Consider the following 15,313-nt stretch of genomic DNA (forward strand, 5'->3'; position numbering starts at 1 on the left):
TCCTCTGGAATTAAGGCATACGTGGAATGCAGCAGCAGCTTGGTTCCGCGCTGTCTTCACTCCAGTCCTGAGGAAGCTGAATACCGGCCCAACGGGCGATATCTTCACGAGTCGGCAGTTTGCCTGCCATTACCAGCTTGCCGTCAAGTAAGGTGACAGGAAGGGATTCCATCCCTGATGTGTTCAGGAACTCTTTGATGACAGGCGTATTCAGGAACTGCTGCGGATTCTTCGCGAGGCTGTAGCGCTGAATATCAACGCCATTTTTTTTCGCCCATTCGGCGCTGGCGTTCCATTTGACGGCTTCGTCACTGACCACAACGCTACTGGTTGCGCAGCAGCCTGCAGCTTCAAAGATCTCAATTTTTGACATGGACTGTTTACCTCTGTGTTTAGTCATTTGGCTTTACACTGAGGTAAACGAAGGTGGTGGGAAAAAGATGCGCGATTAATTCATTTTTTTGTGGCAGCAGACGGGAGACGTGTCATCCGCCTCAATCTGACAAAGTTCTGTCATCGTTTCTTTCAGGTGCTTCCTGGCCCGAAGCAGACGGGATTTAAACGCCGTAAGCGTGATTCCCAGTTCATCGGCCAGAGACTGCTGGGGACGCCGGTTAAGGTCGGACTCTTCAATCAACCACCGCTCATCTTCGGGTAAAGCCTGTAATGTTTCAGGCAGGCATATACCCAGCATTGAGATTGCATCAGGGGATGCGTCTGTTAATAGGGCATCTTCTTCCAGCTCAACAAACTCCCTGGTGGTGCGGTACTCATCAATCAGCAGATTCCTCGCCGCCCGATATAGCCAGGCTCGCGGATTCTCCATCTCGCAGAAACTGTCTGAATGAGCGCGGGCACGCAGGAATAGCTCTTGCAGAAGGTCGGCTGCTTTTTCGCTATCACCTGTCTTCGATGTCAGGAAGCGAGAGAGTTCGGCTTCATGTTGCCGCCAGAACACGCTCATGCAGTTGTTGAATGCCGTTATATCACTCATACCAGCCCTCAGATTTTGCTCTGATTAACCCGCCGGGAAAGTTCTTCTGCTGACTCTTTTCGTTCGCTGTAGCGATCAACGAGATAGGCTGAGTTACCTCGGGTCAGCAGAGTAAATTTCACCAGTTCTTCCATCACATCCACGATCCGGTCGTAATAAGACGACGGCTTCATGCGTCCATCTTCATCAAACTCCTGCCAGGCTTTTGCGACAGAGGACTGATTCGGGATGGTGATCATCCGCATCCAGCGGCCAAGAATGCGCATCTGGTTTACGGCATTGAAAGACTGAGAGCCACCGCAGACCTGCATTACGGCCAGCGTCTTACCCTGCGAAGGGCGAACTGCACCTTCTGATAACGGTATCCAATCAATCTGGGCCTTCATGATGCCGGTCATCGCACCATGGCGTTCAGGGGAACACCACACCATCCCTTCGGACCAACGAACCAGCTCGCGCAGTTCCATGACTTTAGGATGCGAGTCAGGTGCATCATCAGGAAGAGGCAAGCCAGAAGGATTGAAGATCCGCACGTCTGCGCCCATTGCGGTCAGTAACCTTGCCGCTTCTTCCGTTGCCAGTCGGCTATAGGAACGTTCGCGCACAGAGCCGTACAACATGAGGATACGTGGAGGATGGGGAACGGCAGGAACACCGAATCTTGCCTCTGTGATTGAGGTGTCGAACAAACCCGAATCAACATTCTTAAGATCACCTGTCATTTTAGTTCTCCGTCTTCTGGGGCATGGTGAGGCAGTCGTCAGTTCCTGAGCAGCATTCTTCGGTCAGGAAGGCAATCAGAGCCTCAAGGTTTTCATATCGAGCATGGCAAAAGAGCGTTCTGCCCTGACGTTCCTGTCGTATCAGAGAAACTGATATCAACGAGGAAAGATGATGGCTCAGCGTAGACGCTGGGATTTCGAGCCGCTTCTGCAGCTCGCCAACAGGTAAACCTTCATGCCCGGCTTTAACCAGCTCTCTATACAAGCTCAGGCGCGTAGGATGACCCAGCTCTTTCAGGGTTTCTGCTGCTTTCGAAAGCTCCATTTGCATCTCATTTCTATATCTCCGGAATTATGGAAATAATAACTTATTTTCCCAGGAAACCATAGTCAACATGCCTGAGAGCCAAACTGGAGAAACGACTTAATTTGCAACGGAGGTTCCAGTGGTCACGATGCTAAACCTGAGTTGAAGGGCTGTTCCACTGCTGGTATCGGCAGAGTTAGCCCTTTGGCAGTAGAGCGATGAGGCTGTACTTAACTGCTCAAGTGCTCTCAAACGCCAGCCACGCCGCTCGGCATCACTGCAACATCCAGCCAGGCTATCCCGGCAGACCCTTAGCCGGGTGATGTGTAAACGGTATTCCGCCACTTTTACCGCGATTGTGTTCTATGCTGTTTCATTTTTGATTTCTCTTGTTTGACAGGTATGAGAAATACCCGACAGGTAAGCTGTCGGGTATAAATGGAGTTGTGAATTGTTGATTCAGTAAAGGTCGGAACGTCAGGCTTCCAGGGGCAGGTTCAGTCACGACTGCGAGGACATTATTTATCGCCGTAATAACGGGGTTTGTACAGGATGGCCGAGCCAGTTGCGTAGCCGTAGGATCAGGGGCCTGGCTTACGTGGACGCCCTGCCGCTGAGCGTGGAGGAACGTCATTACAGCCGTATGCACACAAACCTTCTTTTTGTTCTTCCTTAGCCAGATAGCTCAGAACATGACGGATATTGTTAATGCTTTCCGGATCGTTATACCGAACAGGTATATTGATATTTACAGAATACTGCGGCCGATATTCACATCGGTGCGATACGCCGTCCCGGTGCGTTATTTCCTCCCAAAGTGTATTTGCTGTAAGGGCAAAGGGATAAGAGTGCTGTGTTTTTTGTCTGTCCAGCCAGAATACGACATGCGCATGGTATCTATGTCGTTCAGTCCATTCGACAACCCAGAAATAGCCCACCACACCTTTCTCTTTTGTCATTTTCTCCATTAGTACACGCAAGTCATGTTCAAGTGTTTGGTGATTTAAGTGTGAATACCTGGCACTTTTCTTTTTGTAGAAAAAATCCATGCGTAATGCCAAAAGGCATGAGTATCTGTTTATCATTTCATCGATGTGTGCATTGAGAACTGAAGCCAGGAACCAGTCTTCATTAAAATTTCTATCTGAATTTTTGAGCATGATTATTCCACTGCTGATGATGAGAGAGGTCAGTGCAAGCACTAAGTTAGTGATGTTTCATGCAAGACTTTTTTTAAGGCAATGCTGAGTTGATGCTTAAATTAATTATTGCTTTAAAGATGAGGTTGGTTGTTGCAATAGTATTTGCGAGGGTGTTTAAAAGAGACATTGACAGTAAGCGGTGAATATAAGAACAAATGAGAGTGAGTGTAATTATATTAAAAAACCTATATTAAATTACGTAGCCTTCCTGTATAAAACACCAGCATTAAAGGTTCTAACCTCGAGATGCTTGTATTCTATCCAGCATCCATTTTTCCACTTCGCTTTTTAGCCAGCGTGAACTGCGACCCAGCTTAATTGGTGCAGGGAACGCATTCTCTGAAATTAATCGGTAGAACCATTTGTCTGTCATGTTTGTATAGGCGGTGATGAACGTCATATCAACGAGCTGATCATTCAGTAAAGATGTGGTTGTCTGGGTGCTGGATGATATCGGATGAGTTTTGTTTGTCATGGAAAAGCTCCCGCAATTTAGTGTGAGTTCGGGAGGCGATGCGTGGTACCCAGTGGTACCTTGGATATTCACCTCACACCATGGTACTTAACAGTAAAAAAATACAGTTAATATCTTTTATGCTCAGTATGAGCCCCTTTTTTAGGATGTACTTAAGAGAGTCCTGTCGAGCCGCCTGCAAGCAAATTTTAGACTGTGTAAAGCTATGTTGATTTTCCAGAAGTACCTCTCAAGGTTGAGATTCACAGCTCTGCGCGTTTAGCGCATAGCAAGCTATGTCATAGCGCTAACGAGGCTTTCACCGCCATGATCGTTTTTTTCGCGCATGCTTAAAAAACGAAACTTAAAAATGAGAATGACAATCGACATCAGATTTATTGGTGTTAGATACCTTTAATTCTTAAATTCCAGGTCGGTATTCAAAAGGGAGTATTTCTTTCTTGCCTGACGCCCATAGCAATATATTATCTTTGATTTTGATTACATCCGTACTAAAGAAAGAGTTGTAAAACCCTACTAATTCAGAATAAGAATCCAAATCCAACTCAAGCATCATGAAGGTAATCATTACGGACCTGTACAAATAACCATTTTTATCAAATAAGTTTGATAAAAATGAATAAACCTTAGGGGTGCCATTTCTTGCTATGTTAAAAATAATATAAATTGCTATCAACTCTAACGTAAAGGATTCATTTTTATATTTTTTAGCGAGTTTTAACATCGAATCATTAACACCAATGACATTCAATCTTTTCAGTTCATTTAATAAGAGGCCAAATAATGGAGGAGCATCACCAGGGCTAAGATATGGTAGGTTATTACTATATTGGTGAGGGTGTAAAGGTGTCTCAATTGTTAATTGGAGTAATTTTAATGCCACAGACCGTTCATCCTCTAACGCAATTAAAGATTTGTACAGGCTGAGTGGTTTTTTTATGTTGGCAGTACCCCTGATGTTGCGGTTTTTTGCGAGTTGATTAATTACTTTGTTTTTTAAAGTAATAGGTATAATAATGTTTTGTTGGGATGAGGAATCTTCTGTCTTACCTGGGAACGGAAGTTTATAAAGTTGCAATTTTAAATTTCCTTCGCCGCCACCAAGATGATTTTTTGCATAAAGCGTGCTGTTTTTACAAAAATCAATCCAGGAGTAGATACTATACAGTTCCGTTACTTCATTTAATGAGACAGGGAGTTCTGACCCGATTCTTATACGGCGTACATAGCTTTCTGTGTTTCTCCAGGCCGGTGTTTTTCGTATTAATACAAGCTTCTCTCTGGCCTGTCTTATTAATCCAGCATCTTCAATTGAAGATATCTTTCTGACATATCCCCTCCTGCTATTGAATGCGCAATAGTAAATTCGCCCCTTCTTTAATCGTTTTATTTTACGAGGGATATATTTATTAATCTGATAAACAAGGTCTTTTTTCTTGCGTTCACTCAGCTCGCAGAAGCGCAAATAATGTTTTTTACAGAGCCTTTTACGTTTTGCTTCAGGTAATGGGGACACTAAACGCTTGCAGTTTTTTCGTACACATTTAGCCATTTCATATTCCCTCATTCCAGAAAAATTTAAACCTATATTACTCCTTTGAACAGACGGTTAACCATTTTTCGGCGCTATTTTTCCACAGGAGTAAATCATGCCTCAAATCCCCGATCCGCAGGATACCAGTGATGCGGTGCGTACCTGCCTCAATCTCTTACCCCGGCAGGCTACTGAACGTATTCTATTCCGTCTCCAGGAGGCGATTAACTATGAACCCGTGATAGGCATCATGGGCAAAAGTGGTGCGGGCAAGAGTTCATTATGCAACGCGCTTTTTCAGCAACCCGTTTGTCTGACCAGTGATTTGCTAGGCTGCACCCGCGAACCCCAGCGTCTGTTACTCACCGTTGGTGACCGCAGCATGACACTGGTGGATTTACCGGGTGTGGGTGAGACACCAGAATACGACGAGGAATATCTGGCGCTCTATAAGGCGTTGCTGGGAGAGCTGGATTTGATTATCTGGGTACTGCGTGCCGATGACCGTGCCCGGGCAACGGATATCACGGCATACAGGGCACTGATGGAAGCCGGTGCTGACCCTTCACGTTTCCTGTTTGTACTGACTCAGGCCGACCGTATTCCACCCCTAAGGGATGGTGAGCCTTGGCAGGCATCACCTTCTTCTGAGCAATGCTTTTCACTGGCTGCAGTCAGTGCGCAGGTTGCCGGTCAGTTGCCGTCCTCTTTCCCGGTCATGGCTGTCTCAGCACATACCGGCTATAACCTGCCCGCCCTAGTGGAGTTGATTGTGCATGCCTTGCCCGTACAGGCCAGCAGTGCCGTGTATTGCCAGCTGAAACCAGAGCATCAGACCCCGGGCACTGACGCCGCTGTACGGCAGCAGTTTGGTGAGGCAGCGGGTAAGGCTTTTGACTCTGTGATTAATCCTGACCACCTGCCTTCTGTCTGGACTGCTCTGTTAAGGAGTCTCCGACAAAAATTAGTGCAACTTGCCACGACATTATGGGACCGAGTATTTGGCTGAAATCTGCCGCTTTACCCCTCAATTACCACATTCAAAAAACAGTATATTGATCTGTAAAAACGATCGATAATAGAATATCGATCGTTTTTATCTATTAAAATATCGATGTATAAGCCCCTATTGATCGCTTTTACCTATCAAAGCAAAGGGATATTTCTTTCTCAAAAGTGTTCATGAGCACGACGCACAGGGACGTTGACATGATGGTCCGGATACAAAGGTGCATCAGGTTCTGTGTACCGCGTCCCCCGTTGCCGCTTCTGATTCATTAATAAGGTGACATATGAAAATTCAGACCGTGATTGCACTTGTTTTGTCAGCCGTTTCGGTTTCTGCTCAGGCGGGTAACTGGGCTGTGAAAAACGGCTGGTGTCAGACGCTGACCGATAATGGTCAGGCACTGGTGATGCTGAAAAACAATACCATTGGCATCTTTGGTCAGTTGCAGGGCTGCCCCAATGGCCCGCAGGAGCTGATGGGGAGTCGCATAAATGTAAACGGCAATCTGGTACCCACGTCTCAGTTGTGCAACCAGCAAACAGGATTTAAGGCTGTTGAGGTTGAAGGTGGGCAGGCACCTGCAGCCGCCAGAAAGGCAATTGCTTCGATTGCAGGTCAGGAAACATCGACCCTTCAGGTCTTTGGTGCGCAACTGACATTCACCCGCGGGGACATGATGACGGTCTGCCCGAAATACGTATCTGGCCTTGCTGCCAGTGCTGGTAGTCGAGCGACGGAGATTAACAAAGGCTCAGTCATGAAAGCGGCCAAAGAAGCGTACACGAAAGAGTATGACCGTGACACGGCTGAGGCCGCTGATTTTGGCAGCTACAAAGTGGAGGGAAATACTGTGGTTTATGAGGTCTACAATGCCGGGTATCGTACCTACGATAAGGTGGTGGTGACCGTTGGTGCTGATGGTAAGGCCACCAGTGCCAGGGTTGAATATATGGGGCAATAACGTCTTATCCGCCACGCCATTTTTAATGTTAAAGGCCATGTTCCTTCGGGAGCGTGGCCTTTTCTTTTTATACCGATAAACGCACAAAGGAGTGAATTATGCGATTAGCATCCCGCTTTGGTGCGGTGAACCTTGTTCGCCGTGACCGTCCCTTAACCCGTGATGAACTTGCTCACTATGTTCCCAGCGTGTTCAGTGAGGAAAAGCATGAATCGCGCAGCGAGCGCTATACCTGCATCCCGACCATCACTCTGTTGGATAACCTGCAGCGCGAAGGTTTTCAGCCGTTCTTTGCCTGCCAGACCCGTGTGCGTAACCCCGACAAGCGGGAACACACCAAACATATGCTACGTCTGCGCCGCGAAGGGCAGATTACCGGTAAACAGGTGCCGGAAATTATCCTGCTTAACAGCCATGACGGTTCTAGTTCCTACCAGATGCTGCCGGGACTGTTCCGAGCGGTCTGTCAGAACGGACTGATTTGCGGCGAGAGCTTTGGAGAGGTGCGAGTGCCCCATAAGGGCAACGTGGTGGAAAAGGTTGTCGAAGGGGCTTACGAGGTGCTTGGGGTGTTTGACAGGGTGGAGGAAAAACGCGACGCCATGCAGTCACTAATGCTTCCGCCACCAGCACAACAGGCATTGGCAAAAGCTGCACTGACATATCGCTTTGGCGAGGAGCATCAGCCCGTGACGGAATCACAGCTATTGGCCCCTCGTCGCTGGCAGGATGAGTCCGGAGATCTCTGGACAACTTATCAGCGTATTCAGGAGAACCTAATCAAAGGTGGTTTGAACGGTCACAATGCAAAAGGAGGACGCTCACATACACGTGCAATTAAAGGTATTGATGGTGATGTGAAGCTGAATCGAGCTCTGTGGGTGATGGCAGAAAATATGCTGCATCTCGCCTCATGAACGATATCTCCGTGTTTGTTTATAGCCCTGTAGCTGGTTGTTACGGGGCTTTTTCTTTTAAGGAGCCGCCATGTCCGAACTGATTTTACCTTCGGTCTTCCCGATGAATGAGCAACGTACCATCCGTCGTGCCCTGCGATTACTGGAGAAATATCAGCGGCAGCCCAGTGAGTCGTTCCTTGCCGCTAGTTTCGCGAAAAACTGGTTACAGCTCTATTTGGCAAAGCAGGAGCGCGAAGTCTTTGTTGTTATCTATCTCGATAATCAACATCGTCTGCTGGAGCATGAAACGCTCTTCCTCGGTACGATTAACCATACCGAAATTCATCCTCGCGAAATTGTGAAATCTGCACTGCGTCATAATGCAGCTGCGGTAATCATCTCCCATAACCACCCATCTGGCATTACCGATGCCAGTAAAGCTGACAGAGCCATTACGTCCAGGATTATAGAGGCTCTGGGGCTGGTCGATGTCCGGCTACTGGATCATTTCATCATTGGTGATGGTGAAGCGTTGTCGTTTGCTGAGCATGGATGGCTATAAGAAGAGGAAGGGCTAATGAAAATCATCAGTAAGCGTCAGGCGATGGCAATTTATCGTCTGCATCCTGAATCCCGATTGTTTCAATTCTGTACCGGGAAATATTGCTGGTCCGGGAGCGTCTGCCATTACTACGGTCGTGAAGTTCCGGATATCAAGGGTGTTCTGGCTGTCTTTGCCGAGCGACGCAAGGACCGGAACGGACCGTATGTCTCTCTGCGCAGCGTCACTCTCAATTAACCTTATTAAAGGAGCTTCAGATGTCGAGTAAGACACTCACAGTGAATGATGATACCGCTGAGCCCTGGTGGGGGCTGAATCGTAATGTCATTCCTTGTTTTGGTGCGCGTCTGGTCCAGGAAGGTAACCGCCTGCATTACCTGTCTGACCGCGCCAGCATAATAGGCCTATTCAATAAAGCGGATTTGCTCCGTCTTGACCAGGCATTTCCTGTTCTGCTGAAGCAGGCGGAGCTCATGCTTACCAGCGGCGAACTGAATCCCCGACACCAGCATTGCGTCACCCTCTATGCAAAGGGGCTGACCTGCGAAGCTGATACACTGGGTTCCTGTGGTCACGTCTATATCTCCATTTATCCTACTCAACGCTAATTAACTTTAGAACTCACTTTTACGAGAACAACTCATGAATACTTTACCTGCAATAAACCAGCGGGCTGTTCAGACATGCTTATCACCCGTGGTTGTCTGGCAAATGCTGCTTGCTCGACTACTTGAGCAGCACTATGGCCTGACCTTAAATGACACGCCGTTCAGCGATGAGGCTGTTCTTAAAAGACATATCGAAGCTGGTATCACGCTTGTCGATGCCGTTAATTTTCTGGTGGAGAAGTACGAATTGATCCGTATCGATCGCAGAGGATTTAGCTCACAGGGACAAGTGCCATATTTGACCGTGACAGATATCCTTCATGCCAGGAGAGAATGTGGATTAACGAACAGTTGTCCTTATCGGTAAGTAATATTGTTCTTAGCCGACCGCGGCAGTGAGGTGTACTTCAATAGCTGAGAAAATTTATACGGTCTGTGAAGATATTAGTGGGATTAGCGACTTGATGAAAGGCTCATCGAGTCGCATAAAAAACAAGATGGGGGCATAAATGGGGGCATTTATAAAGATGAAACAAGTAAAAGTGTATATTTATCAATTGTTTTATGTGGTGTGTTATGTTCCTATTATCGCACTATTCACTTCTATCTTATTGATTTAATTAATATTAAATTCATTCAGAGTGAAATCGCGTAGCCTCTACTACATAGAGGTCATACAGCCGATGGCTCAACGTGATAATCTGTATCGCCGTAGCAGCGGTATTTATGTTGTCCGTATTGCAGTTCCCGCCCGATACCGTCTCTACACGGGACAGCGTGAGATTCACGCTTCAACAGAAACAAACGACATCAGAAAAGCGAGAGCGATTGCCGCAGGTCTATTTGTAAGTATCCCGCATAATCGTGCCATTCATATTTAGAAATCATCCGGCAAAATCAATCTGCCAACGATGGAGATCGCTATGCGTAAAGCCCGTCTATCCATGGCTCATAGCACCGGAACGTAAGCGGCGATGAGCAATGCCGTCTTAATAATATTTCGTATCCAGCCCCCCCTGTTCAAACCGTTAATCCAGTAATTTCATCTCCAGCGCCCGGCTCATCGCTTGAGTGCGACTATTCACTTTAAGCTTCGCGTAGATGTTTTTGATATGCCATTTGACCGTCTCGGCAGAAATAGCGAGGGAGCGAGCGATTTCTTTGTTCATCTGACCTTCAGCGATCAGTTGTAATATCTGCAACTCTCGCTCGCTGAGTTCCCCATGAATATCGGGGCTTCCACTATTAAACGGTGTTCCATCTGCAGGCGCGCGCTTGCCGGCCCAGGGTTCATGGACTATCCCTTCCTCTGTACAAGCCGAAGAGGTTTCATTCATACCGGCAAGCAAAGGTTGCAAGGTATCGCCAGCCTCAAGAAAGAGGCCCTTGAGATGCTGTTGTTCAGCCAGCTGCACGACTGGCTGAAATGTCGTGCGCGCTGCCGCAGTTTTGCCGCTGCTCCACAAGGCTAATGACCAGAGCGTACGCAGACGCGCTGCGGTTAACCTGTCCCCCCGGCTTTCCTGATCGGAGACCATCTCAGCCAGTAGAATGCAGGCTTGCGGCGCCAGGCCTCTGGCGAGAAGAAGCCGGCTGCGGCTAAGGGATGCAGACATAACCATAGCGCGTTGGCAGGGATGTTCGGCATCCATTCTGAAGCTGGCGGACATTTGTTCAAGCTGTCGCTGCAGTTGCTCTGCGCCTGTGAAATTGCCGCTCTGCAGTCGCACCCTCACCTGCTCGGCTAACATCATGGCCTGGAGCCGTTGCCAGCCGCGAGACACCGCAAGACGCTGCGCATGCTCCAGCAATCGCTCGGCCTCATACGGCATATCGCCGTCCAGGGCCTGACGCGCGAGATAGGTATAGCAACGACTCAGCGCGTCGGGTGGACTGAATCGGTCGATGAATTCGAGCCGATCGGCTAACAGATGCTCGGGCGAGTCCCCCCTCTGACATTCATAGGCTATCTCCGCCAGCAGCGGCGCCAGCGTCGCGCCACTGGTCGACTGGGTACCGGTATAACATTCAGCCTGGCGTAACGTTTTCTCTGCGTACCACCCGGCTTTTCCCAGATCGCCCTGACAAAGATGGCACTGGGCAATGATAAACGCGCGATAAACCGAGACAAACAGATTATCTAAAGGACTTTCCGGAGAGGGCATATGCTGTTGAACCTCCAGCGCGTCGTGATAGCGCTGGTTAACAACATGGCAATAGCTGAGAATATTGCATATCAGACCATCAACCCAGGTGTCACCGCAGGGCACTTCGGCCAGCAACGGCTGAACAATAGCCAGACTCTCCGGGATGTTTTCCGCAAAGGCTTCGCAAATTGCCCGCACAACGCGCAATTTACACCAGGTGCTGCGAGTTAAATCCTCACGATGATGAAGTACCATCTGATCGAGGTTATCAAGCAGCTGCCTCGACTCATCAAAGTGGAAATAATGCGCCAGTGCCCAGGCCAGGTTAATTTGCAGGTCAATGCGCGAAGGATCGGTGCTGGGCGGTAAATGATGCATCCATGAGATCAGGGTATCGATATCCCCTTCTTCCGCCAGTGACTGAGCGCTTGCGCCATCCTGCACGGGGCTATGCACCGGCTTGCCTGCGCTGAGCGCATGGCGTACCGCCTCAGACCACAGCTTCTGTTCGACGAACCAATGACTGGCTAATTCATGTAGCTGTTTGCGATCAATAGCGTTGTTCTGCTGCAGCATAGTCCGAAGATTTTCCTGCAACAGAGGATGGTAGCGGAACCAGTAGCCTTGTTCGTCAAGGGCTGACAAAAAAAGGTTGTGTCGCTCAATCCATGCCAGCATCGCTTTACTATCATCACGTCCTGTCACTGCATTGCATAGTTCGGCATTTAACCGGCTGAGGAAGGACGTTTTCACCAGGAAATCGAGAACCTCTTCCGGCAGCGGGTCCAGTACCACCTCTTTCAGATAGCGAGCAATGGACCGTGTTCCTCCATGCATATTGCGCAACAGATGCTCGGGATCATGCTGTAATTCTGCCGACAATGAAGCGATCTTCATCCCTGCAATCCAGCCCTCTGTCACGGACTGTAGCCGCTGTGCATGGTGGTTGCTGAGGGGTAGCGCAACCGTGCGGCTAAAATAGTGTTTTGTTTCTTCGAGCGTGAATTGCAGGTCTCGATCATAGATCTCCACCAGTTGGTCCTGGGCCTGCAGCTGGCTCAGCGCAAGATTCGGGTGGAAACGGCTGCCAATGATCAGATGCAAGGCGGCAGGCGCATGCTTGATTAAATACCCCAGCGCTTCATAGACCCCACGATCGTTAATCACGTGGAAGTCGTCGATAATCAGGTACACGTCATGCGGGCAGTAGTGTAGCTGGTTAATGAGCCCGGCCAGCAGTTGCTCGGAGCTGGAGAGCTTCTGTTCTTCCATGTCACGCCAGAAATCGGCGTCCCAGTCAGCATAGAGTGGACGCAATGCTTGCAGCAGATAAGGAATAAACTGCCATACGTCATCATCATCCTCATCGAGGCTCAGCCAGGCGATACGTTCGCCCTGGGCGACCATCTGCTGATGCCATTGCGCCAACAGCGTGGTTTTGCCAAATCCAGCGCCGGCGCAGACGACGCCCAGCCGGCACTGCTGAACGGGACTGAGAAGCTGAAGCAGCCGGGGGCGCTCCAGCAATTGTATTGAGGAGCGAGGCGGGACGAATTTGGTCAGGATTAGCGGCAAGCCTCGCGTCAGCCGCAATGGCCCGGAGACCAGTGAGGGTGATTGGCGACCTTCTAAATCCAATGGCTTCATCCGTGGTGTCTACTCGCTTTGTTTTTTTCAATTGTACGCCAGCCCCCGGGATGACATGGGGCAGCCAAACTTTATTGCTACACAAAATTTAGAAAGTTTGACCTCAAGCATGAAAACCCCCACCTACCCCCCCCATGAAGGTGGCTTCGCACTCCCTTTAACCGCTCGTAGATTCATTGCATGGGTGTGGCCAGGGTTATCCGCCCTGTCTGTTGGCCCCGCCTGGGTGACCTTTATTGAGGAGAATTAAACGATGCTCAGCAAACAGGCGTTATTGCAGGCTTACCGCAAGATGCGGGAGATCAGAACATTTGAAGAGCGGTTGCATCAGGAAAATACCAGCGGTGATATTCCGGGCTTCATTCACCTTTACACCGGTGAGGAGGCCATCGCGGTGGGGGTCTGCGAAAATTTAACGAGCGCAGATTTTATTGGTTCAACACACCGTGGACATGGCCACTGTATTGCTAAAGGTTGCGACATTCACGGCATGATGGCCGAAATATTCGGTAAGGACAGCGGGTTATGTCGCGGCAAGGGCGGGTCGATGCACATTGCCGATCTGTCGAAAGGAATGCTGGGGGCGAACGCTATCGTTGGGGGAGCCCCTCCCCTGGCCATCGGCGCCGCGCTAACGGCAAAGACGCTAAAAACCGGCAACGTCGGTGTCTCTTTTACGGGCGATGGTGGTTCTAATCAGGGCCTGGTCTTTGAAGCCATCAATATGGCCGTCGTGCTCCAGCTTCCAGCCGTCTTTATTTTCGAGAATAACGGTTACGGCGAAGGGACCGGCCATGACTACGCCGTGGGTGGGCGTGATATCGCCCGGCGCGCCGCTGGCTTCGGCCTGCCGGCAGTGACCGTCGATGGCACCGATTTCTTTGCCGTTTATGAGGCAACCTCAGAGGCGGTCAAGCGTGCGCGAGAAGGCGGTGGCCCAAGCGTCATTGAGGCCAAAGCCTTCCGCTGGCATGGTCATTTTGAGGGCGATCCCGCGCTATACCGCGCGGAAGGTGAAGTGCAACGCCTGCGTGAACAACATGATCCGCTGAAGATTTTCACCGCTAAGGTCAAGCAACATATCACCAAGGAAGAACTGGCGGCGATTGACGAGGAAGTAGAAGCCCTGGTCAACGATGCCGTATTGAAGGCCCGCGCCGCTGCCTACCCGGCTCCGGAAGACCTGCTGACAGACGTGTACGTCTCATACTGAGGGTGATAACCATGACAATAAAAACCTATCGTGAAGCGGTCAAGGAAGCCCTGGCTCAGGAAATGGAACGCGATGAACGCGTGGTGCTCATCGGTGAAGACTTGCGTGGCGGTCATGGCGGAAATGCGCCCGAAGAGGCGAAAATAGAAGCCTTTGGCGGTGTGCTGGGTGTCACTAAAGGGCTGTGGACGCAGTTCGGCTCCGATCGGGTGATCGACACGCCCATTACCGAGTCGGCCATCATCGGTATGGCGGCCGGCGCCGCAGCGACGGGTCTGCGGCCGGTCGCGGAATTGATGTTCATGGATTTTTTTGGCGTGAGTCACGATGCGCTGTACAACCAGGCGGCTAAGTTCCGCTACATGTTTGGTGGCAAAGCCAGAGCTCCGCTGGTGATGCGAGGTATGATCGGCGCGGGGTTTTCCGCCGCGGCCCAGCATTCACAGTCACCCTATAATATCTTTGCCACCACCCCAGGGCTGAAGGTGGTGGTGCCCTCGACGCCTTATGACGTCAAGGGTCTGTTAATCCAGTCCATTCGCGACGACGACCCGGTGGTATTCTGCGAGCATAAAATGCTGTACGACCTCAAGGGCGAGGTACCGGACGAGAGCTATACCATCCCGCTAGGTGTAGCCAACTATACCCGCGAAGGAGAGGACGTCACCATCATTGCGCTGTCGGCAATGGTGCATAAAGCCAACCAGGTGGCGGACAAGCTGGCCAAAGAGGGGATCTCGGTCGAGGTGGTCGACCCGCGAACCATTTCGCCGCTGGATGAGGAAGGGATTCTGGAATCGGTGGCTTCCACGGGGCGGGTCGTGATTGTCGACGAATCCGCGGCACGCTTCGGTTTTGCTCATGATGTCGCGGCGCTGATTGCGTCCCAGGCATTCCATTTCCTCAAAGCGCCCGTTCTGCTGGTGACGCCGCCACACACGCCGGTCCCGTTCTCCCCTGCTCTCGAAAAACTCTGGATCCCTGGTGTAGAACGTATCGAAGCCGCCGTCCGTCAAGTGCTGGAGGATTAACC

The 15,313-nt window shown here is 50.0% G+C and carries 17 protein-coding genes and 1 pseudogene; 10 read left to right on the plus strand and 8 right to left on the minus strand.

What is annotated here, in order from left to right; genetic code table 11:
* Positions 1-10: 10 nt before the first annotated feature.
* From ABLU73_RS08210 to ABLU73_RS08240, 7 genes are all read right to left on the minus strand, one after another.
* Positions 11-373, minus strand: coding sequence for an arsenic metallochaperone ArsD family protein (locus ABLU73_RS08210; RefSeq protein ID WP_032410139.1), 363 nt, complete (start codon positions 371-373; stop codon positions 11-13).
* Positions 374-448: 75 nt separating this feature from the next.
* On the minus strand, positions 449-994 hold the full coding sequence (locus tag ABLU73_RS08215; protein WP_032410137.1) for a sigma-70 family RNA polymerase sigma factor: 546 nt from the start codon (positions 992-994) through the stop codon (positions 449-451).
* 8 nt (positions 995-1,002) lie between these two features.
* Positions 1,003-1,716 (minus strand): arsenical resistance protein ArsH, encoded by a 714-nt coding sequence (gene arsH, locus ABLU73_RS08220; protein WP_032410135.1) that lies wholly within the window; start codon positions 1,714-1,716, stop codon positions 1,003-1,005.
* A gap of 1 nt (position 1,717) precedes the next feature.
* Entirely contained in the window at positions 1,718-2,041 is a 324-nt protein-coding gene (locus ABLU73_RS08225; RefSeq protein ID WP_032410134.1) for a metalloregulator ArsR/SmtB family transcription factor, read from the minus strand.
* A gap of 563 nt (positions 2,042-2,604) precedes the next feature.
* A complete protein-coding gene (locus ABLU73_RS08230; protein ID WP_071994602.1) occupies positions 2,605-3,183 on the minus strand; it encodes an inovirus-type Gp2 protein in 579 nt (192 codons plus the stop codon).
* Between the two features lie 277 nt (positions 3,184-3,460).
* Positions 3,461-3,700: an AlpA family phage regulatory protein gene (locus ABLU73_RS08235; protein ID WP_004129359.1), complete on the minus strand. Its 240-nt coding sequence runs from the start codon at positions 3,698-3,700 to the stop codon at positions 3,461-3,463.
* A 400-nt stretch (positions 3,701-4,100) separates the two neighbouring features.
* On the minus strand, positions 4,101-5,252 hold the full coding sequence (locus ABLU73_RS08240; RefSeq protein ID WP_348850128.1) for a hypothetical protein: 1,152 nt from the start codon (positions 5,250-5,252) through the stop codon (positions 4,101-4,103).
* 97 nt (positions 5,253-5,349) lie between these two features.
* Between ABLU73_RS08240 and ABLU73_RS08245 the strand changes: the two genes are divergently transcribed.
* From ABLU73_RS08245 to ABLU73_RS08280, 8 genes and pseudogenes are all read left to right on the plus strand, one after another.
* Positions 5,350-6,243, plus strand: a complete 894-nt coding sequence (locus ABLU73_RS08245) for a GTPase (RefSeq protein WP_348850130.1) — start codon at positions 5,350-5,352, stop codon at positions 6,241-6,243.
* Positions 6,244-6,526: 283 nt separating this feature from the next.
* Positions 6,527-7,204: a hypothetical protein gene (locus tag ABLU73_RS08250; RefSeq protein ID WP_032410130.1), complete on the plus strand. Its 678-nt coding sequence runs from the start codon at positions 6,527-6,529 to the stop codon at positions 7,202-7,204.
* Positions 7,205-7,299: 95 nt separating this feature from the next.
* Positions 7,300-8,121, plus strand: a complete 822-nt coding sequence (locus ABLU73_RS08255) for a DUF932 domain-containing protein (RefSeq protein WP_162897387.1) — start codon at positions 7,300-7,302, stop codon at positions 8,119-8,121.
* Positions 8,122-8,191: 70 nt separating this feature from the next.
* Complete coding sequence (gene radC, locus ABLU73_RS08260) at positions 8,192-8,665, plus strand: DNA repair protein RadC (RefSeq protein WP_032410128.1); 474 nt, start codon at positions 8,192-8,194, stop codon at positions 8,663-8,665.
* A gap of 15 nt (positions 8,666-8,680) precedes the next feature.
* Positions 8,681-8,902 carry a DUF987 domain-containing protein gene (locus ABLU73_RS08265; RefSeq protein WP_004129348.1) on the plus strand — a complete coding sequence of 74 codons (222 nt, stop codon included), beginning with the start codon at positions 8,681-8,683 and terminating at the stop codon, positions 8,900-8,902.
* Between the two features lie 20 nt (positions 8,903-8,922).
* Positions 8,923-9,273: a type IV toxin-antitoxin system YeeU family antitoxin gene (locus ABLU73_RS08270; protein ID WP_332951673.1), complete on the plus strand. Its 351-nt coding sequence runs from the start codon at positions 8,923-8,925 to the stop codon at positions 9,271-9,273.
* Between the two features lie 34 nt (positions 9,274-9,307).
* Entirely contained in the window at positions 9,308-9,640 is a 333-nt protein-coding gene (locus tag ABLU73_RS08275; RefSeq protein ID WP_071994601.1) for a TA system toxin CbtA family protein, read from the plus strand.
* Positions 9,641-9,956: 316 nt separating this feature from the next.
* A pseudogene (locus ABLU73_RS08280) lies at positions 9,957-10,115 on the plus strand (DUF6538 domain-containing protein); the annotation flags it as partial.
* Between the two features lie 186 nt (positions 10,116-10,301).
* Here the strand turns inward: ABLU73_RS08280 and ABLU73_RS08285 are convergent.
* Positions 10,302-13,067, minus strand: a complete 2,766-nt coding sequence (locus ABLU73_RS08285; protein ID WP_309297977.1) for a LuxR C-terminal-related transcriptional regulator — start codon at positions 13,065-13,067, stop codon at positions 10,302-10,304.
* 253 nt (positions 13,068-13,320) lie between these two features.
* Between ABLU73_RS08285 and ABLU73_RS08290 the strand changes: the two genes are divergently transcribed.
* A complete protein-coding gene (locus ABLU73_RS08290) occupies positions 13,321-14,280 on the plus strand; it encodes a thiamine pyrophosphate-dependent dehydrogenase E1 component subunit alpha (protein ID WP_012737450.1) in 960 nt (319 codons plus the stop codon).
* 11 nt (positions 14,281-14,291) lie between these two features.
* Entirely contained in the window at positions 14,292-15,311 is a 1,020-nt protein-coding gene (locus ABLU73_RS08295) for an alpha-ketoacid dehydrogenase subunit beta (RefSeq protein WP_004178692.1), read from the plus strand.
* Positions 15,312-15,313: the final 2 nt, after the last annotated feature.

This window comes from Klebsiella sp. GG_Kp175 (assembly GCF_040062325.1).
GTDB lineage: Bacteria > Pseudomonadota > Gammaproteobacteria > Enterobacterales > Enterobacteriaceae > Klebsiella > Klebsiella quasipneumoniae.

Excerpts from the sequence above, each read along its gene's own strand:
- ABLU73_RS08250 (WP_032410130.1), top strand. The coding sequence starts at position 6,527 with ATGAAAATTCAGACCGTGATTGCACTTGTTTTGTCAGCCGTTTCGGTT.
- ABLU73_RS08270 (WP_332951673.1), top strand. The coding sequence starts at position 8,923 with ATGTCGAGTAAGACACTCACAGTGAATGATGATACCGCTGAGCCCTGG.
- ABLU73_RS08285 (WP_309297977.1), bottom strand. The coding sequence starts at position 13,067 with ATGAAGCCATTGGATTTAGAAGGTCGCCAATCACCCTCACTGGTCTCC.
- ABLU73_RS08230 (WP_071994602.1), bottom strand. The coding sequence starts at position 3,183 with ATGCTCAAAAATTCAGATAGAAATTTTAATGAAGACTGGTTCCTGGCT.
- ABLU73_RS08295 (WP_004178692.1), top strand. The coding sequence starts at position 14,292 with ATGACAATAAAAACCTATCGTGAAGCGGTCAAGGAAGCCCTGGCTCAG.
- ABLU73_RS08215 (WP_032410137.1), bottom strand. The coding sequence starts at position 994 with ATGAGTGATATAACGGCATTCAACAACTGCATGAGCGTGTTCTGGCGG.
- ABLU73_RS08290 (WP_012737450.1), top strand. The coding sequence starts at position 13,321 with ATGCTCAGCAAACAGGCGTTATTGCAGGCTTACCGCAAGATGCGGGAG.
- ABLU73_RS08240 (WP_348850128.1), bottom strand. The coding sequence starts at position 5,252 with ATGGCTAAATGTGTACGAAAAAACTGCAAGCGTTTAGTGTCCCCATTA.
- ABLU73_RS08235 (WP_004129359.1), bottom strand. The coding sequence starts at position 3,700 with ATGACAAACAAAACTCATCCGATATCATCCAGCACCCAGACAACCACA.
- radC (WP_032410128.1), top strand. The coding sequence starts at position 8,192 with ATGTCCGAACTGATTTTACCTTCGGTCTTCCCGATGAATGAGCAACGT.
- ABLU73_RS08210 (WP_032410139.1), bottom strand. The coding sequence starts at position 373 with ATGTCAAAAATTGAGATCTTTGAAGCTGCAGGCTGCTGCGCAACCAGT.
- arsH (WP_032410135.1), bottom strand. The coding sequence starts at position 1,716 with ATGACAGGTGATCTTAAGAATGTTGATTCGGGTTTGTTCGACACCTCA.
- ABLU73_RS08265 (WP_004129348.1), top strand. The coding sequence starts at position 8,681 with ATGAAAATCATCAGTAAGCGTCAGGCGATGGCAATTTATCGTCTGCAT.
- ABLU73_RS08275 (WP_071994601.1), top strand. The coding sequence starts at position 9,308 with ATGAATACTTTACCTGCAATAAACCAGCGGGCTGTTCAGACATGCTTA.
- ABLU73_RS08245 (WP_348850130.1), top strand. The coding sequence starts at position 5,350 with ATGCCTCAAATCCCCGATCCGCAGGATACCAGTGATGCGGTGCGTACC.
- ABLU73_RS08225 (WP_032410134.1), bottom strand. The coding sequence starts at position 2,041 with ATGGAGCTTTCGAAAGCAGCAGAAACCCTGAAAGAGCTGGGTCATCCT.